Here is a 17,718-nt window from a genome sequence, read left to right as displayed (position 1 = left end):
GAAGAACAATGAAATTTAAATTAACTGCGATGGCATTAGCCACTTCAATGGCACTCGCCACTGGCCCTGCACAGGCAGACAGTGCGAGGGAGGCCGCGAAAACCAAGGCAGCGTCGATACCGGACAAGGTGCAAACGGTTGCCGGTGAACTGGAGTTTTTCGATGGTGTGCCGATCGGAGACACCAATGACCAGGTATACGATTATCTGGACCGCGCGCGGGCTCTTGGTGTCTATCTGGATAACATCGGTGCTGTCTCGATCTACGCAGTTCTGCTCGGGATGGCACAGCAAGGGGCGGACGCTCCCAACAAAATCGCCCTCTGGGAACAGTTGATGGACTCGCGCACGCCGGTCATCACGTCAAATACATCGACCATGTATGCCTATGCGCCCACAGACCTGGCGAACGATGGGCCGACCGTCATTGAAGTGCCACCCGGCATGCTTGGCTTTCTCAATGATGCCTGGCAGCGCTATGTCGGCGATATTGGCGCTACCGGGCCCGACAAAGGCAAGGGTGGCAAGTACCTTGTGTTGCCTCCGGGCTATGAAGGCGAGATACCGGACGGCTACTACCTGCTCAAACCGTCAACCAACAAGAATTTCCTGTTCCTTCGTGGTTCGATCAAGGATGGCCTCAAGGTCGCCGCTGACAACTTCAAGGCGGGGCTACGCATCTATCCCTTAAAGGATAAGAGCAATCCGGAGCCCACCCAGTTCATCAACATGTCCGGAAAGTCGTTCAGCACCATCTATCCAAGTACCCTGGAGTACTTTGAAATATTGCACACCATCGTCCAGGAAGAGCCGATCGACGCAGTCGGGCCCGAGATACGCGGTAACATGGCCGCCATTGGCATCGTCAAAGGCAAGCCGTTCAATCCCGACGACCGAATGAAAGGGCTTCTGAGCGAGGCAGCCACACTTGGCAACGCCGCAGGGCGATCCATTACCTACGATCCGCGGATTGATGGCGTGTACATCTACCCAGGAACGGACAGTAACTGGGTCATGGCATATGCCAACAAGAATACGTCTTTTCAGGCAGACGGCGTGATGAATCTTGATGCGCGGATCCTGTTCTACTACAACGCGGGCGGCGTAACGCCAGCGATGGCGGCGACCCGGGCTGGCGTGGGCTCCGACTACGCGCTTGCGATGCTGGACAGTGATGATAACCCGTTCTATGGAGACAAGACCTACCGGCTGCATTTGCCGCCCAATGTGCCGGTGAACAACTTCTGGGCAGTCACACTCTATGACACCCAGACGCGTACCCAGCTGCAGACAGGCCAGCTGTTCCCGACGGTTGGCAGTCAGAGCGAGGGTATCAAGCAGAATGCAGATGGATCCTACGACCTCTATTTCGCGCCGCAAGCACCTGAGGGAAATGAAGGCAATTGGCTGCAAACGGTTCCGGGAAAAAGCTGGTTTGCCATTTTGCGGATGTACGGACCCATGGAGCCATGGATCAACCAAACCTGGAGACCCGGCGATATTGAGCTGGTAGAAAAAATGTAGATAGCAGGATTGCCAGGATTATTGAAGGGCAGCTCGGCGGGGTCATGATCGACCCCGCCGTCGTTCAGATAGGGTGCTAGAGAGCACAATCACTCACTTTCGCCACTGACCTATATATGCCAATCATTATGAAATTTTTTATCATTGCACTCGGAATTCCAGCAGTAATGATTACAGGCCTCGTTGGTTGCGCTGCCAGCGTACACAACGAAAGGCAGGCCACACCTTCGGTCCATTACAAGGATGCCGAGTATGTCATCGACGGGCGGCGTGTAACGCTGCATGATGGCTTTGCTGAGAACGCATCAGCTTCTGAATCCGCATCGAAGACCACTACTCGACACTTCGGCAATGAAGTCACGACTGATCTGGATGGTGATGGCCGTGCTGATGTTGTTTTTCTGCTGACCCAGGAATCAGGCGGCTCAGGCACGTTCTTCTACGTCGTGGCAGCGCTAAATACTGCTGATGGATACCTTGGCTCACAGGGCTATCTGCTTGGCGATCGCATCGCGCCACAGACGACAGAACTCAGTCAGGATCCAAGCCACAAGAATGTCATCGTCGTGAGCTATGCTGACCGCGCTCCGGGTGAGCCAATGTCAGCGCAGCCGTCAATAGCTAAGAATGTTTTGCTTAAGCTTGATCCCGACTCTTTAAGCTTTGGAGTGGTGGAGCAAGACTTTGAGGGCGAGGCCGATCCGGCTCGCATGTCCCTCACTATGAAGGATTGGACCTGGATTTCTGCGCTATACAGCGACGGGCGTCAGATCGAACCCAGCCAACCTGACCTATTCACCCTCTCTTTTACTGAAGACGGCCGCTTTTCGGCGACGACCGACTGTAATCAAATCAGTGGTGGTTATGTCGCTGTTGGCAAATCCATTTCGTTCGGGAAAATTGCCGCGACAAGGATGTTTTGTGAAGGGTCACAGGAGACCGAATTTCTCGCGCTTCTTAATAATATTCAGCGCTATCATTTCACCTCGCGTGGCGAATTAATCTTTGATCTCAAGCTCGATGGCGGAATTGCCGTATTCCGATAACGCGTTGTACAGATAGCGACGGCTTCGATTCCCGCAATCCGGACGCTTAATTAAGTACTATGCGTGTTCATCCATCCGCCAACAATGTTGCTCGGGTTATTCTTGGATTGCTGGCGCTAAAGCTACTGGCAGTCTCTCACGAATGAACTCCGCAACGGCTTTTGTATGCGGTGGTACCCCCACTCGAGAAGGCATCAAAAGGCTGAGGCTCGCGGATTGGGATACCCACCCTGGCAATACCCGGACGAGCTGGCCGGCTTCAACGGGTGCTCTGCAGACATAATCAGGCAATGCAGTAACGCCCAGGCCATCGATTGCGGCTTGCCTGATTGTCGACATATCCTCTGAGCAAAGCGCAATATGGGTAGTCTGGTGGGTTCGAAGACCGTCTTTGTGCTGCAAGGGAATCGCCTCTTTCGCGCCGGCTCTGCCCACCTTTAAAAAACGACAACTGGCTAGATCATAGGGTGTTTCGAGTTGTTCTAGTTGCTCCAGATAGCCCGGCGAGCAATAAAACTGCCATTCCACAGTTGCGATAAACCGCTGTATCAAGCTCGAATCAGGCAGTTCGCCACTGTGCCCGCGAATAGCGATGTCTATTCCTTCAGTAATCAAGTCGACCATGGAGTTGGTGACGCGTTGTTCGATAAGCACTTTCGGGTGCTGCCTGGCGAAATCAGTCACGATATCGAACAGAACAAATTGCGCCACACCCAGCGAGCAGCTGATCACAACCTTTCCTGAAAGATTTCCACCCCTATTGTCCATTGCTGCTTCAGCCATTTCGAAGTGGTCAACGAGCTTTCGAGCGTGCAGGTAGAAGCTCTTCCCTTCTTCGGTAACTGCGACATTGCGGGAACTTCTCTGAAGCAGTCTCACACCAAGGCGTTCTTCCAACTGAGCAACATGACGGCTCAATCGCGACTTGGGCATGTCCAATACCTTTGCCGCGGCGGTGTATCCCTTCTTTTCAACGACATGCACGAAATAGAAGTAGTCGTTCAGGTCAATGTTCATTTTTGCGTCCTAAATATGGAACGAATAGTTCAGATTTTAGCCATTTTTATTCAAATACCAAGCTGATAACTTTTATTCAGACCAGATATGGAACGGAGAAAGACAATGACCTATCAAGTTGCTCAACAACATGACTCGATGACAGCTTTCGCCCCGGTAAAGGGAAGCCCACTGAGTGTGGGCTCAGGGTTCACGGGTGTGGGGTTTCGTCACGGGCAGTTCTATGGGGCGATGGATCCCTTCATCATGGTGGATCACTACACCATGACGGTTCCAACCTTTGGTGCCCACCCTCACGCTGGCCTCTCGGCGGTCACCGTTTTGTTTGAAGATACGGAAGGCAAATTCAACAACCGCGATTCGCTGGGTAATGACTTCGACATTAACCCTGGCGACCTCTACTGGCTGAATGCGGGCAGCGGTGCCATTCACGACGAAGCACCGCGAAAAGGCGCCACGATTCATGGATTGCAGATTTTCGTTAATTTGCCCGCACGCATGAAGCACCATGCGCCGAGCTCCCTGCATGTGAAGCGAGAAGACATGCCGACCTTGAAGGGACAAGGCTACCGTGTGCGGCTGGTTCTTGGCCAAAGCAATGGGGTCGAGACGGACGCAGCGTCGGTATGGCCCGTCACCATTCTTGATGGTTTTGTACTCAAAACCTCTGTATTCGAACACCGCATTCAAACGGGCTTTAACGCCTGGATCTATTCCGTTGAAGGCGACATCGAATATCAGGTGCGCGGCGAATGGTTCACTCTCCACCAGGGAGAGTCCAGCGCGATTAATGATGCTGAGGGCGAGGCAGTCACAGTGCGAGGAAAGTCTCCTGCAAGAAGCCATTTCGCGGTGCTTTCCGGTGAGACCATCAATGAACATTTCGTTCAACACGGGCCGTTTGCAATGAGCACCCAACAAGAAATCGATGAAGTGGTTGCTCGCTATAACGCGGGTGAGTTGGGGCACCTTGAGTGAGGGAGAAATCCCCTTCCCCAGCGGCACAGCTATTCCATCAATCATTAACCCTGTCGAGGGACTGAACATGAAAGTTTTAACGTTTGCAGCAACCAACAGTCGCAAATCCATCAACAGACAGCTCGTGAAATATGCCGCGAGCAAACTGGCGAATGCGGAGATCGATTATGTTGAGATTAATGATTTTGACTTGCCGATCTACAGTATCGATCTGGAAGAGCAGTACGGCATTCCAAAGTACGCCCACGCCTTCCAGACCAGGATTGAACAAGCTGACGCGATTCTTGTTTCCTTTGCCGAGCACAATGGCAATTTCACCGTAGCGTTTAAAAACCTCTTCGATTGGATGAGCCGGATCGACCGAAGCGTCTATCGCGGCAAACCGGTTGTGATGCTCGCGACTTCTCCGGGGCCAGGCGGTGCGGCAACGGTATTGAAGTTGGCAGAAAGTGCCGCGCCTTTTTTTGATGGCAGAGTGGCTGGCAGCCTGAGCATCCCTAGCTTCTTTGATCACTTTGATACTGAGCGAGGTGAGCTGACGAATAGAGACCTGGATAAAGAGCTTGACCACGTCCTGAGTGGCCTCGCAGCTGAAACTCAAGCAGCCTAGCGCGCCGCACTTTCAGAGAAGTGAATGCAGAGGAGTGAGTGCACCATGAGTAAAGAGACCGGAACGTTTCTCCTTTTCTCCACCATCATGTCGTTGATTATGTCCGGCGGCATGTCGCTGGCAATGGCCCTGATGACGGTTGGGCTAACAGAAGCGGTAGAGACCTGGCCGATGGCATGGGTCACCTCATTTCTGGTGGCCCTGCCATTTAGCCTGGTGGTTGTGCCAGTGACAAAGCGTGGGGTTAATTTCATTGTGCAACGCTTGGTCAGGAGTCACTGACTTTTTGGAGTGTGACGAGATCACACCCGACAATCGCCTCAAGATGTTGGGTGACTTTTCATTTGCGACTCATGTTGGTCCGTTAGCTGGTGGAGATGATGTTTCAACCAGATTGGATCCTGAATAATCTGGGCGCTACTCAATATTTTTCATTCGCTGAATTCCAGGTTGGCTATAATCCATCGGGCAACAGTCAAATTGATTACCCATGCACTTGCCATCAAGAGGTCTCGCTCCAAGCCCAAAGCTTCATGGCCGAGTATCACCATCCAGGCCAGCCCCAGGACCGTCTGGGTTGAGGCTCCCAACCCAATGGCGTAAGCGCTGATCATGCAAGAGTAGTGGCTTTTGAGATGGCCTCTTTTGATGCTGATGATGCCTAACACTATAAACCCGGCCATCGTAAGACTTACGAGCACGCGCACCCAGTATAGAAGATTCCCTTGCAATTCATTCGGGAAACTATAGAACTCAGTCATCCAAAGTCCGGTTGCTGCCACAAGCATTCCAAAGGCGGCAACTAATAAACCATTTGCTTTGTGGAAGTTCGAGAAGCTATTGCGAAGCGAAGGCAGGAACTGGAGTGCGCCAAGCATACAGAAAACGAAAGAGCTGATCACATGCATTGCCGCAGGCATTGGAGCCTCTATAACCCGGGGATTGGATGGCATGATTTGAAGTCCCCTGGTTATTTCGATAATGCGGAGCAGGCCTCCAAATACCGGGATAAAGTTGAAAATGAAAAGAAAACCCAAGAGTGACCACTCCCCTCTTTTCAATAACCCTGGTTTTGCAATAAGCATTAGTGGTTTTTCTCCATGCAGCGGTGACAGATATCCGCACAACTGTGTGAGGCAGGCCAATAAGGGATTCATTAGGCTGGAATGGCAGCGATTTATTGCGATTAATCAATGCAGTAGATGTTTATGGCTCGCGGCATCCATAGTCCTGAAACCAGTGCCGATGCTCCCGCCGACTCCCACAACAACGATGTGGCAATAACACTTGAGTATGCATGCTCGATCTTAACACTGCGCCATTCGCTACTTTTGCAACTCTCCGCCGGGTCAATGAAGTTGCTGCCTTCAATGGTTTCGAAAACAAAGCTGTGGTGCCATTGCGTAAATTTTTTAGCGTTTTCCGCCGGGCGCTCGCCATTGTCAAAATGGATAACGGTACACCCACCCACTAGCAATGTGATGACAGAGATCGTTAACAACCTTTTGGCTACTCTAATCATGATTTGCACCAAACCTTGACCGTGACCGGGGTATAAATTCCAAGGGTAAGAAGTGCATACGATGCGTCCGTAAACGACCGCAAGGATTGCATTTGAAGTACCTTTTGCGAAGCACATATTTCTTTCACGTTCACGCGGTGTTCCCCTATCAAACCAAGCCCGTAGTAATTCCTTCTACCGGTATAGCTGGGGTTGGCATCAACTTTGGCAAACGCCTTTGCAGTTCCGTCGGGACGCTGTGACTCAGGCTGGATGGTTACATGACCGCACCCGCCTACTAACCCAACAACTGCAAATATGAGCATCGAAACACGCATAGACTAACTCCATAGCTATCGCCCCGGGATTAGGGCTTCGACCATAACGAGGGCTATAGTGCCTAGGAAATCTGCCCTTGCATTCGGCAAAAGCTACATAAGGGTTATGCAAATTTTGATGGGGTACTGTTTGAATGGATTGGTCTAGAATCGCTTTCGACTGGAACCGAGCGCGCGCCTTTTTGATATCGGCTGAGGAACGCTCTTTGTCGGCAGCAGCAAAAGCGATTGGCTGCACTCAGTCTACGATCAGTCGCCAAATATCAGCGTTGGAAGAGGAGTTGGGTGTTGCACTGTTTGAGCGCGGATCCACCGGGCTCGTGCTGACGCCTAATGGCGCAAGACTACTTGAGTATGTGAGGTTAATGGGCGAAGGCGCCGGGGAGTTTTCTCTGGCGGCAACACTTCAATCTGACTCTCTTGAGGGAAGAGTATGCATATCGGCCAACGAGTTAATGGCCAACTTCACTCTCTCGCCAATCCTGACGAAGCTGAGCTTCGAGCAACCTGCTCTGAATATCGAACTCGTCGCATCCAATGAGACAAGCGACATCCTCAGACGAGAGGCGGATATTGCAGTCAGATCGTTTAGGCCGACCCAACAGGGATTGATCGCAAGAAAGGTCGGAGAGGACCATTACAAACTCTACGCGGCAAAGAGCTATGCAGAGAATGTCGACAACTGGGAGGATTATTCCAGCCTACGCTTTGTCGGGGCAGATGGCGCGTTCAAGCTGGTGCGTATTCTGAAAGAACAGGGAATAAAAATTTCCCTGGACAACTTCAAGATATCCGCCAACCAGCATCTGGCGCATTGGCAATTGGTAAGGCAGGGAGCTGGAATCGGCGTTGTTACCGAGGATGTTGGCGACCTGGACCCCCTCGTCCAACCCGTGCTTCCGGACGTTAAGCTACCAAGAACCGAAGTTTGGCTTGTTGCCCACCGTGAGCTCAGAACCAGTAGACGTGTTCGCTTGGTTTACGATTATCTGGCTGCGGCCTTATCAGAACACTATCGAAGATAGGCCCGTACATTTTGAAACCTCGCCATGGAGATTACCCGCTACTCAATGGATTAATAGAAAGATTTTCGCAGAAAACACATTTCTGCTGAAGGAGGTTCTTAACTCATTGATTTTGGATTTCAGGAATTAAGTGGTTAGGTTGGTCGTCTACCAAAAGTTTCTCCGATGAGCAAAACCGGCCAAGCACGCGTTTCTTTGCTCCGCTGAGAGCTTCATTTGCACCAAGAATTTCTCACCATGTTTCTATGACCCCAAGCTGTTGGAGCATGCTCAGCATGTCGAGGATTTCCCATTCCTCAATGATCTTCCCATCCTCAAAGCGGCTGAGCACCATTCCGTGAATCTTCAGTTGTTTTCCCGTTGACGGAATCCCCATCAATTCGCCTTCGTGTGTGCCAGTTAAGGTAACGGAGATGACGACTTTGTCATCGGAAACAACAAGATCGTCGATGGAGGTGTTTAGATCCGGGAGGCCGGTGCGGTATGCGGTGAAGAGGTCTTTGAGAGCATCAGCACCACGCAATTCCTGCTCGGGACTGCGGTATACATAGTTCGGGTGCACCAAATCGGGCAACGCGGAATAGTGCCCCTCGTTTATTACCTCTTCGACGAATCGGCGCATCACTATTTCGTTGGCTTCGGGCATGGGTCACTTTCTCATGTTTTGAAATTTCAGGGTTGTCTGTTCCTTGCCGGCGGGTTTTGTCAAAGCCACAGCAGAACTAGCATCAATGAGACGCTAACCACGGAAGCGACTACAGTCCTTATCAGGTTCCATCTGACCCAGCGATGTTCGAAAGATCGCCTTGCTGAATCAAGCGCAAGTTCACCCATGTCGTCCACATTCAACATTTGCAGGGCGTTGTTCAGCGGAACATTTATTCGAAACGTTGTTAGTTGTACCCCCAGGGCATAGGCGATCGTACTGGCCACAACCAAGGTTGGCACTATGCCCTCGAGTTGCAGAACTGCCAGAATCGCCGCCGCCACTAAAGCTATGACGGATCCTATCCATACAAGACCAAAAAAAGGTTGACCGGCTTGGATCACGCCATCGATAGCTTGAAATGCGCGGATGAATTCCTTATCCGTTAAGTTCCCAATTCCCGGCATGACGACCGATGCAAAGGAAAAGACAAACCCGGCCGTCAAGGCAGATAGCAATGTAGCCACGATCAGTGCGAGCTCAAGCAAAGTCATGATATTTTCTCCTGCTATGCGCGCTATGAAATTTATGAAGATGTGCCTGATTGAATGGTTTCATTGACTTGCTCCCTTTGCTGTAAGTGCAAGCCAAGTTTCGTTGAACTGTTTCGTTTGTTATTGCCTCAGCATGCCAGAGATTGTGCAGAGGGCGACATTTTCACACTCAGCGTCAGCGGGTCGAAAGTCGATAGGATCGGGAGTCTGTCCCGCGCAAGGTCGGCGCGGATTTTCAGGCCAGGCCGAAAGTGCCGTACTCGTCGCTCCGCATGGCAGCGCCGATCCTCAAAGGTAATGGGTGCGTATTGGGATTCTTATTCTCATTTTGGTCTTTGCTGGTGTACAAGCATGTCAATGAACTGATCAAATCGCCTTTCTCTGGTCTCAGCCCTCTTCGCATTCGCTAAACCGACTGCAATCACGGAGCGACCAGATTTTGGGAGCGAATCGAAGAAGGTCTTTGCATCCGCTCTTGCGTCCAGGGCTTTGACAAAGTCCGAGGGCACCTTCATTTCACTGACCTTGTATGCCGCGTTCCACCTACCATCGAATTTGGCCGCACGAACCTGCGAAAGCCCTGGTTCTCGCATTCGGCCTTCGGTGATCAGACGTTCGACATGCTCTGTATTTCTTTTCGACCAAATGCTTCGGGCTGTTCTTGGTGTAATCCGCTGAAGGTAGGCCCGGTTGTCAATTGACTGCTTCACTCCATCAATCCACCCCCAGCAAAGCGACTCAACAACTACCTCATCCCATGTAACAGATAAAATACCCGCCTGTTTCTTGTATATTTTTACCCATAGCTCCCGTTCAGTGGCGTGATTTTCCCTGAGCCAAAAACCAAGAGATTCCGGCGTTTCGAAAGCTCTAATTTTTTCCGGGTCGGGCCCTGGCATGATGTGTCACTCATCTGGGTCAGAAATAGTGCCAACCTATCTAGCACCGTTTTCGCGAATAAACGCGATAAAGTGTGCCAGGGAAAGCTCCGGCACCTCTTCCATCGGCAAATGACCGACATCTTGGTAAACATGCACCCTTGAGTTGGCAATGTCGGCCCCAAACCGATGGGCGTTTCCGACTGGAAAATACTTGTCTTCTTCCCCCCACAGAATCAGTGTAGGTACGCGAATTCCAGGTATCAGCAAGGCATTCGTATCGAGCCGCGCCTGAACGCGTTTTGGAAACGCAGCAAGATTACCGGGATAGCGGGACAGCTCGAAGTACCGGTCTACCAATCTATCGTTTACCAGCGACTCATCGAAGTAAACATCCTTTAAGCCTGACGCATACATGAAGCGTGGTGAAAAGCTTGCCATGACTTCATCCATGATGGGCCATTGCGCCATTTCGATGGGCAATGGCCAACGTTCCTGGGGATAGCCCAGCGCATTCAGCAAAGTCAGAGATTCAACGTTTTCTGGATATTCCAGTGCTAACTGCCACGCGATACGACCACCCAGCGAACTGCCAGCCAGATGTACTTTCTCAACCCCGAGCCGGGCCAAAAAGGCCGTAAGCAACCTGACATCATCCTCGATTTCGTATCGATCAGCCCGGTCTGGTCCGGTCAAACCGAACCCGGGCAGATCCATTCGGATAACGCGATAGTTGGGTTCTAGCCCTTGAACCCACTTGTCCCATGTATGCAGCGAAGAGGCTGTGCCGTGGATTAGCACCAATGGCTCCCCTACTCCTTCATCCCGGTAATGCACCCGGTTGCCATCGATGGGCATGAAACGTGACGTCGGACTACTGTATTTTTGCTCTAGCCAGGATTGTTCCATCGGTTCAGCACACGCTGTTAAAAACAGGCTTGTTACTAGAGCCAATGCAGATACCCAAACCCCTTTCATCATCCCCATTTCAATCCTTGCCGCAGCCATAAAGTGGTAATGTTATGCAGCGCCCTCATTCGGACCTAGGTCCGTTGGTATCATTCGATTGTCCGTTGGTAACAGGCATGCACCAAAACACACACTGGGACACAGTTTCTCGCGCCGCTTCCCGGGATTTAGTGACCACCTGCCGAAGCCTGGGATTGATATCTCAGCGGCAACTGACTGCTTTAGGCCTAAATGATTTCGAGAGCGTAGATCCAAATGTTCGTATCCCAGAGTCTTCACTGGTCGCACTCTGGCAGGTACTGGAAAAGGCGGGCAAAAGACCCGGTATTGGCCTGGAATTAGGGCAGATGATCAACCCGGCCGCAAAGGGTTTGTTGGCCAGTTGGGTCAGTCAGGCAAGAAACCTGCGTGAAGCTCTCGGGATCTTCATCAAAAACATCGAACTGATGAACTCCTCAGAGAGCTGGACACTCACCGAGCGCGGAGGTAGCTGCACATTGACGTTTAGCCTGGATCAAAATAAAGGCTATCCCGATATTGCGATCGAGCGAAGCATGAGCGCCATGACAGCCTGGGCTCGTGCGCTGAGCAATCACAAGTTCCCGATCCGGGAAGCCGGCTTCATATTCCCCGAGCCAGAGTATTCCGAGCCGTTCAAATCGATATTTTGCGAAAAGCTTGTGTTCAATGCTGACGAAAATTACGTTCGTTTTGACTCGGCACTTCTGAACTTGCCTATCGTCAGCAGCAGCGAATTACTGAAGATCCTGATAGAAAAGCAAGCCAGGCAAAGCCTGCAAGCCTTGCAGAAAAGCACACCCATTGAACAGAAAGTTCAAACACACATCCGGGAAAGGTTTGCTTCAGGCAAATCGGTAACGATAAGCACGGTCTGTTCCGACCTGGCCATGAGCCGTCAAACTCTGTATCGGCAGCTAAAGCAGCAGGAAACTGACTTTCAATCTCTTGTGGAGGCTGTGAGGAAGCGTGAGGCATTGGTGCTTATTAAAGCAGGCATTGATTCAAGTGCGATAAGTCTAAGCCTGGGGTACAAAGATACGAGCAGTTTTTACAAGGCCTTTAAGCGGTGGTTTGGTATGACTCCCAAGACTTACGTTGCGGAGATCAGCTAGCCCCCGCATCTAAACTCTTTTCGGCACATCGTTATTCACGGTCACATTTGGTGGTTGATCAGCGGATTATTCTTAAGTCGTTCTTTTACCAGATCTACGAATGAACGTACTTTGGCACTAGCCCTCAATCCCTCAAGGTGAACGATATTTATCGGTATCGGTTCTGCTTCGTACTCCTGAAGAATGCGCATTAATGATCCGCTTTGAAATTCCTCTCCCACCTGATAAGACATCAGACGGGTAATTCCATAGCCATTTTTTGCCGCAGAGATTGCAGAATCATTTTGATTAAACTGGAGGCGGGGTGACACACGCACAGAAACTCTTCCGCTCAACGACTCAAACCACCAGGTCGTCGACGGTTCCACTGCAGAAGACTGGATGATCTGGTGATCAGCGAGGTCAACTGGATGGTTTGGGGCTCCATGTTTGCTTAAATAGTCCGGAGAGCCACACACTACCTTTTGGACATTCCCAACCCTGACAGCGAACTGGCTGGAGTCTTTCAGGTTGCCGATACGGATTGCCACATCCAAGCCCTCATCGAGAATATTACTCACTCGATCGTAGAAAACTGCCTTCACCTGGATTTCCGGGTGTCTGTCGAGGAACTCAATAAGGATGGGAACAATGTATTTTCTTCCGAACAGGACGGGCGCAGTCACAGACAAAACGCCCTTAGGCTCCCTGTAAACACCCACCAGCGCCGACTCCACCTCCTCGATTTCCTCCAGAATCCTTTTGGCATCTCCGTAGTATCGAGCTCCGGACTCGGTCAAACGGACACGCCTGGTTGTTCGATTAAATAAACGAACGCTTAACGAGTCCTCCAACCGGGCAATTGCGCGGGTAACAGCGGGTGCCGACATGTCTAGCCTTTGGCTAGCCCCTACGAAGCTCTCGCGTTCGGCCGCCTCCACGAAGATGCGCATCAATGCAATCTTATCCATAAAACAGAAATCCTACCGAATTTATCCTTTCATATAACGCAATAGTAAATTGCTCTGTGCACCAATTATTTATGATTGTCGAAATTTTATTATCAATGCTCCTTAACGAAATCAACAGGAGAAAAGATATGTCACGCATTCCAACACCAGCCTCAATTTCAGAAGCTCCCGAAGCCTCGCGGGCATTGCTCGAAGCTGTAAATAGCCTTTTGGGTACTGTTCCCAATTTATTCCGCATTACTTCGAATAGCCCCAAAACCCTTGAAGGATATCTCGGCCTGAACGGCGCCCTCAGCGCTGGTTCTTTGTCAGCCCAGACACGCGAGCGCATTGCGTTGGCGGTCGCGGAGATAAACGACTGCGACTACTGCTTGGCGGCTCACGATTATCTGGGCAGAAACGTTGCAAAACTCAGCTCTGAGGAAATTGAAGCTGCCAGACGCGGAAGCTCAGACGAGGAGAAAGCGGCCGTTGCCGTCGAGTTCGCGGTAAAGATCACAAAGGAGCGAGGAAACGTTTCAAGTGACGACGTTCAGAAGGTTCGCTCAGCCGGATACAGCGACGCCGAGCTGGTCGAAATCATTGGCAACGTAGCCCTCAACGTTCTGACAAACTATATCAACCGGGTTTTAGCGACTGATATTGATTTTCCGTCGGTTAAGCCGCTGTCGGAGTAAAAAATAGAGATCACGGTGGTGAAGAGGCACCACCGTGATCTCTATTTCATAGGTACCAGGCTGTAAAAAACTCAAGGCAGCTTGAGATATCAGTCGTTTAAAAAGCCGGAATCCAAGCCAGCAGGATTTACTGCGCCCTTTAGATACGCGTGGCAGTTCTGAACAAAAATGAGCCTTTTCTTACCTACCACTTGAGATATCATTTGCTCGTCAACGTCCAGCAGCGCCACAATGCTCAACGCGCTTTTATTTCGAAGATCAGAGGCTGTGGCCATCAATTCAACGGTGCTCTTTTTCTGAACGAACTTCAGATAAAACCACCGCCGCAAAAGCCCCTTCATTCCCTCTGTCGGTCTATAATTTCCCTTCGATAGCTGAGTTAAACCGTTCATGGCGCCCTCCCGAACCTAATCAACGATAGTCATTCCTTTGACGATCAGAGCAGCCATGTTGTTACAGAAAAGCCTCCTGAATGACCTTGCTAGCCAAAATGAATTTGAGTGATTAAGAAGGTAGTATTGGTATTCTGCCGTGACCGAAATTTCGATCGCGCGGAGGTAATTTCTGCATTGGCGCCATTCTGCTTACGGTTAATTTTTAATTAAGCGTAGACCAGGTTTACCCGTTTGTTCCGGGCACCGTTCACTGAAAACATTGGGTGACTAAATCAACGGTAGGAATACTCATCATGAAAATTGAAGTCCCAATCATCAGTGCCTTTGTTGACGGCGATTCCGGCGGCAACCCTGCAGGTGTTGTGTTGAACGCCGACCTATTCAGCTCCGAGCAAAAACAGAAGATCGCGGCGGCTGTCGGCTTGTCGGAAACGGCTTTTGTATCTGCGTCGGAATTGGCCGAGATAAAACTAGAATTCTTTACGCCAACCCAGCAGATCGCTCACTGTGGCCATGCAACGATCGCGACATTCAGTTTTCTAAAGCAAAAAGGTCTGTTAGCCCATGATCGGTCATCAAAGGAAACCATTGATGGCCTGAGATCGGTCAACATGGAGGACGAAGCCGCCTATATGGAACAAAGGGCTCCTCGCTTTGAGGCGCTGGACGAGAATGATCTAGAGGCCGTCCTGCTGTCCCTTGGAATAACCACCGGCGATCTGATCGAGGGTGCCGAGCCGATGTTGGTCAATACCGGCAACAGCTTTGTGGTGATTGGCATTCGAGACGGCCAGACAGTCAAGGGTCTTCAGCCAGATTTCGGCCTCATCGAGAAGCTCAGCGAATCTCTGGATCTTATAGGATTCTACGTATTCTCCTTCGACGGCGTTGGCGATGGGAGAGACGCAGGAGCCCGCATGTTCGCACCCCGATATGGCATCCTGGAGGAGTCTGCGACAGGAATGGCTGCTGGCCCGCTGGCCTGCTATCTGCGTGAGCAATTGGCTATCCAGAAGCAGGAGTTCACCATCGAACAGGGTCGCTGGATGGCCGCGCCCTCACCTAGCGTCATAAACGTGCGGCTGACCATTGGAACCGATAACAGGATCAAGAACCTGTTCGCGGGTGGTCGGGGCGCAATCAGAAAAGTTATTGAAGTTGACGTTAACCCATCACCTGACCTGATGTGATGTATACCGCAAAGCAATTTTTTCTGAGGACGGGAAACCAAGAGAATAACCATCAAGCCAATACGGCGATGTTGTCTAACTTAATTCTCTTAAAAGGTGGAATATCACATGAACGCAATCAACAAGTTCTTTCTCGTTTTCTCTGTAATCGCTTTCTCTGCTGTCGCACAGGCCGAAGGCGTGAGCCAGGAAGATATCGAGCGTGGAAACAATCCAGCGATCGAAACAGTCGATCTTGGTATCAGCAACTAAGCTGATCACAACGAAAAGGGGCGGTCATCATGACCGCCCCTTTTTTATGCCTGACCAGTCCAACAATTTTCGCCCATCGGAAAGCATTAAATTGAGCGGCAGAACGCCGCTCTTCAGGTGAAAGACACCAGTACCAGTAGCCCCAAAAACACACTGATCACGGTCGCCACTCCGGACAGGTCTTCAGCGCCAGCGCCGCCTGTTACCCAACGCCTTAACGCCCTTAGAAAACGCTTGGGCGTGTAGATGTTTTTGCGGTAATTGCTCTGATAATAATGTTGAAGAAACAGTGGCATGGATTCACTATCGAAGCGATGCCAGAGCTTCAGAACACCAAGAATATCCTTGCGGCAGGCCCAGCTCTGGACAGATGATGGCAGCCAACTCAAGGGGATAGCTGAGCCAAAATCGATGATTGCAGGGTCGCCGCGCCCCGACACCAGTATGTTTCCGGAATTGCCAAGGTCCATGTGGGCAACCCCATGCTGGTGCAGGGTTTTCACGTCACTGAAAAGTCGTGAAAAAAAGTTGTCCGGTACACCCTTGCCTGCCGCGATCTCCTTTACCGGCCTTCCCTCGATCAGACGATAATGGATGGTGGGCGACGCGTCTGATGGCCGGCTGACTTGATCAGGCGTGAAATCCAGGTGCTCGACTTTGCTCAGCATCCTGAATTCGTGGGACGCGAGAAACCGGAAGTAATTCCCGAGCAGGCCCCGGGAGAATCGGAATGCCTTGTAGACGTGCCTGTTGCCGCTGTTGTCGGCGTTTACAGAGATGATTGGTTTGTACCATTTCTGGTCAGTGGCGTCGGTGATTGCAGCAGGCTGCCAGCTGGACCTCATCGACGGGCAGTTCGTTTGGCCGTTCATTCCCCCTCCCAACTCCAAGATATGCAGATTATTGGGCAAGCTGGCCGGATCAATCCTGGTTTAACCAAGCCCTTGCCGATGCCGCAACTCGCGACATCTGCAGAGGATTATTGGAAGTTTTCGGGAGGCTGAATAATTCCGTTGCGGTATCTTTGTCATCACAGAAAGTGATGACTGAACTTTTACTCGTTTCAGGCGATGGCTTTTACCGCTGAATGGCCACAGGGCGAGTTGGTCATAATGTCATGCCAGCGCTCGCGAAGGAGCCGTTCCACGTGGTTTCGCAACCAGACGATTCCGGGATCACGGTCATGGCGTGTGTGCCAGATGAGATACAGGCTGGTTGGATCTACTTCGAAAGGCAACTGCCCCATCCATAGCCCATCCACGAAGCCACAGTCTTGGCTGATCAGTTCGGGTACCGCTGCAATGAGGTTCGAATCCCTGAGAACCTGGGGAACGATCGAAAAATGGTTGACCGTCGCTGCAATGCGTCTGCTCTGGCCCTTCTGATCAAGGTAGCTGTCCACGAATCCGTGTGCATCCCCCGACATCGTCACAAGCAGGTGCCGGGCCTGGAGGAATTCATCCATGGTGATCTGGCGGCCAGCCAGCGGGTGGTCTGCGCGCATCGCCAGGACATACCCACCTTCAAACAACCACGTACTTCGCAAACTGTGATCGTGTTGGGTAAGCATCCCGACCGCGAGATCAACATGCGCCTCGCGCAAATCTTCGTACGTGCCCTCTGGCGTGTAGGGGACGGCATGGATATCAACGCCCGGCGCCTGGTCCTCAAGAAGTTCAATCAGCTGCCGCCAGATCATTTCAACAGTCACATCCGTTACTGCTATGCGGAATTTACGCTTGGAGGTGGCCGGATCAAATTGCGTGGCACTGACCGCATTCGTCAATGCGTACATGTGATCACCCACCTGATCCCACAGGCTGAGCGCGTAGGATGTTGGTTCGATATTACGACCCTTTCGCACAAACAATGGGTCGTTCCAGATCTGGCGCATTCGGGAAATCGCATTGGATACTGCAGGCTGGGTCATGGAAAGTCGATCAGCCGCTCGGGTCACGGAGCGTTCGGTCATGATCGCATCAAAGATGTACAACAGCTGAAGTTCTTGCGTTTTCATTCAACGTTCCTGAAGGATG

Annotated in this window: 22 protein-coding genes; 10 read left to right on the top strand and 12 right to left on the bottom strand. The window is 51.3% G+C overall.

Features of this window, described 5'->3' with window-relative positions; translation table 11 throughout:
• Positions 1 to 8: 8 nt before the first annotated feature.
• Complete coding sequence (locus tag ACWJ62_RS15875; protein WP_449287057.1) at positions 9 to 1,523, top strand: DUF1254 domain-containing protein; 1,515 nt, start codon at positions 9 to 11, stop codon at positions 1,521 to 1,523.
• A 116-nt stretch (positions 1,524 to 1,639) separates the two neighbouring features.
• Entirely contained in the window at positions 1,640 to 2,569 is a 930-nt protein-coding gene (locus ACWJ62_RS15870; RefSeq protein WP_449287056.1) for an META domain-containing protein, read from the top strand.
• A gap of 96 nt (positions 2,570 to 2,665) precedes the next feature.
• Here the strand turns inward: ACWJ62_RS15870 and ACWJ62_RS15865 are convergent, their stop codons facing one another.
• Positions 2,666 to 3,586 carry a LysR substrate-binding domain-containing protein gene (locus tag ACWJ62_RS15865; RefSeq protein WP_449287055.1) on the bottom strand — a complete coding sequence of 307 codons (921 nt, stop codon included), beginning with the start codon at positions 3,584 to 3,586 and terminating at the stop codon, positions 2,666 to 2,668.
• Positions 3,587 to 3,691: 105 nt separating this feature from the next.
• Between ACWJ62_RS15865 and ACWJ62_RS15860 the strand changes: the two genes are divergently transcribed.
• From ACWJ62_RS15860 to ACWJ62_RS15850, 3 genes are all read left to right on the top strand, one after another.
• Positions 3,692 to 4,564 carry a pirin family protein gene (locus ACWJ62_RS15860; RefSeq protein WP_449287054.1) on the top strand — a complete coding sequence of 291 codons (873 nt, stop codon included), beginning with the start codon at positions 3,692 to 3,694 and terminating at the stop codon, positions 4,562 to 4,564.
• Between the two features lie 67 nt (positions 4,565 to 4,631).
• A complete protein-coding gene (locus ACWJ62_RS15855) occupies positions 4,632 to 5,174 on the top strand; it encodes an NADPH-dependent FMN reductase (RefSeq protein ID WP_449287053.1) in 543 nt (180 codons plus the stop codon).
• 45 nt (positions 5,175 to 5,219) lie between these two features.
• Positions 5,220 to 5,456, top strand: a complete 237-nt coding sequence (locus ACWJ62_RS15850) for a DUF2798 domain-containing protein (protein ID WP_449287052.1) — start codon at positions 5,220 to 5,222, stop codon at positions 5,454 to 5,456.
• Between the two features lie 149 nt (positions 5,457 to 5,605).
• Here ACWJ62_RS15850 and ACWJ62_RS15845 read toward each other — a convergent pair whose 3' ends face one another.
• The 3 genes from ACWJ62_RS15845 to ACWJ62_RS15835 all read right to left on the bottom strand — a co-directional run bounded on the left by ACWJ62_RS15845 (position 5,606) and on the right by ACWJ62_RS15835 (position 7,001).
• Complete coding sequence (locus tag ACWJ62_RS15845; RefSeq protein WP_449287051.1) at positions 5,606 to 6,259, bottom strand: DUF2306 domain-containing protein; 654 nt, start codon at positions 6,257 to 6,259, stop codon at positions 5,606 to 5,608.
• A gap of 101 nt (positions 6,260 to 6,360) precedes the next feature.
• Positions 6,361 to 6,696 (bottom strand): hypothetical protein, encoded by a 336-nt coding sequence (locus ACWJ62_RS15840; protein ID WP_449287050.1) that lies wholly within the window; start codon positions 6,694 to 6,696, stop codon positions 6,361 to 6,363.
• Positions 6,693 to 7,001 carry a Bor family protein gene (locus ACWJ62_RS15835; RefSeq protein ID WP_449287102.1) on the bottom strand — a complete coding sequence of 103 codons (309 nt, stop codon included), beginning with the start codon at positions 6,999 to 7,001 and terminating at the stop codon, positions 6,693 to 6,695. The genes ACWJ62_RS15840 and ACWJ62_RS15835 overlap by 4 nt, the downstream gene beginning before the upstream one ends.
• Positions 7,002 to 7,147: 146 nt before the next feature.
• Between ACWJ62_RS15835 and ACWJ62_RS15830 the strand changes: the two genes are divergently transcribed.
• The gene (locus ACWJ62_RS15830) at positions 7,148 to 8,038 is read left to right on the top strand and encodes a LysR family transcriptional regulator (RefSeq protein WP_449287049.1); all 891 of its coding nucleotides are present in this window, start codon (positions 7,148 to 7,150) and stop codon (positions 8,036 to 8,038) included.
• Between the two features lie 232 nt (positions 8,039 to 8,270).
• On the opposite strand, the gene ACWJ62_RS15825 is transcribed toward ACWJ62_RS15830, so the two are convergent.
• The 4 genes from ACWJ62_RS15825 to ACWJ62_RS15810 form a co-directional block, all read right to left on the bottom strand.
• Positions 8,271 to 8,684 (bottom strand): ester cyclase, encoded by a 414-nt coding sequence (locus tag ACWJ62_RS15825; protein ID WP_449287048.1) that lies wholly within the window; start codon positions 8,682 to 8,684, stop codon positions 8,271 to 8,273.
• A 59-nt stretch (positions 8,685 to 8,743) separates the two neighbouring features.
• Positions 8,744 to 9,238 carry an anthrone oxygenase family protein gene (locus ACWJ62_RS15820; RefSeq protein ID WP_449287047.1) on the bottom strand — a complete coding sequence of 165 codons (495 nt, stop codon included), beginning with the start codon at positions 9,236 to 9,238 and terminating at the stop codon, positions 8,744 to 8,746.
• Between the two features lie 323 nt (positions 9,239 to 9,561).
• A complete protein-coding gene (locus tag ACWJ62_RS15815; protein ID WP_449287046.1) occupies positions 9,562 to 10,137 on the bottom strand; it encodes a YdeI/OmpD-associated family protein in 576 nt (191 codons plus the stop codon).
• 36 nt (positions 10,138 to 10,173) lie between these two features.
• Positions 10,174 to 11,103, bottom strand: a complete 930-nt coding sequence (locus ACWJ62_RS15810; RefSeq protein ID WP_449287045.1) for an alpha/beta fold hydrolase — start codon at positions 11,101 to 11,103, stop codon at positions 10,174 to 10,176.
• A gap of 98 nt (positions 11,104 to 11,201) precedes the next feature.
• Between ACWJ62_RS15810 and ACWJ62_RS15805 the strand changes: the two genes are divergently transcribed.
• Entirely contained in the window at positions 11,202 to 12,218 is a 1,017-nt protein-coding gene (locus tag ACWJ62_RS15805) for an AraC family transcriptional regulator ligand-binding domain-containing protein (protein WP_449287044.1), read from the top strand.
• 41 nt (positions 12,219 to 12,259) lie between these two features.
• Here ACWJ62_RS15805 and ACWJ62_RS15800 read toward each other — a convergent pair whose 3' ends face one another.
• Positions 12,260 to 13,168, bottom strand: coding sequence for a LysR family transcriptional regulator (locus ACWJ62_RS15800; RefSeq protein WP_449287043.1), 909 nt, complete (start codon positions 13,166 to 13,168; stop codon positions 12,260 to 12,262).
• 128 nt (positions 13,169 to 13,296) lie between these two features.
• On the opposite strand from ACWJ62_RS15800, the gene ACWJ62_RS15795 reads away from it, so the two are divergent.
• Entirely contained in the window at positions 13,297 to 13,845 is a 549-nt protein-coding gene (locus tag ACWJ62_RS15795; RefSeq protein WP_449287042.1) for a carboxymuconolactone decarboxylase family protein, read from the top strand.
• An 89-nt stretch (positions 13,846 to 13,934) separates the two neighbouring features.
• On the opposite strand, the gene ACWJ62_RS15790 is transcribed toward ACWJ62_RS15795, so the two are convergent.
• Entirely contained in the window at positions 13,935 to 14,237 is a 303-nt protein-coding gene (locus tag ACWJ62_RS15790; RefSeq protein WP_449287041.1) for a hypothetical protein, read from the bottom strand.
• A gap of 296 nt (positions 14,238 to 14,533) precedes the next feature.
• Between ACWJ62_RS15790 and ACWJ62_RS15785 the strand changes: the two genes are divergently transcribed.
• The gene (locus ACWJ62_RS15785; RefSeq protein ID WP_449287040.1) at positions 14,534 to 15,430 is read left to right on the top strand and encodes a PhzF family phenazine biosynthesis protein; all 897 of its coding nucleotides are present in this window, start codon (positions 14,534 to 14,536) and stop codon (positions 15,428 to 15,430) included.
• A gap of 108 nt (positions 15,431 to 15,538) precedes the next feature.
• Positions 15,539 to 15,682, top strand: coding sequence for a hypothetical protein (locus ACWJ62_RS15780; RefSeq protein ID WP_449287039.1), 144 nt, complete (start codon positions 15,539 to 15,541; stop codon positions 15,680 to 15,682).
• 113 nt (positions 15,683 to 15,795) lie between these two features.
• On the opposite strand, the gene ACWJ62_RS15775 is transcribed toward ACWJ62_RS15780, so the two are convergent.
• Together ACWJ62_RS15775 and ACWJ62_RS15770 are read right to left on the bottom strand one after the other, a co-directional pair.
• The gene (locus tag ACWJ62_RS15775; RefSeq protein ID WP_449287038.1) at positions 15,796 to 16,554 is read right to left on the bottom strand and encodes a hypothetical protein; all 759 of its coding nucleotides are present in this window, start codon (positions 16,552 to 16,554) and stop codon (positions 15,796 to 15,798) included.
• Between the two features lie 191 nt (positions 16,555 to 16,745).
• A complete protein-coding gene (locus ACWJ62_RS15770) occupies positions 16,746 to 17,699 on the bottom strand; it encodes a LysR family transcriptional regulator (RefSeq protein ID WP_148606979.1) in 954 nt (317 codons plus the stop codon).
• Between the last annotated feature and the right edge of the window lie 19 nt (positions 17,700 to 17,718).

Source organism: Marinobacter sp. PE14, from assembly GCF_053566155.1.
The sequence above is the reverse complement of the archived record's forward strand: the minus strand, read 5'-3'. Positions and strand labels throughout refer to the sequence as shown.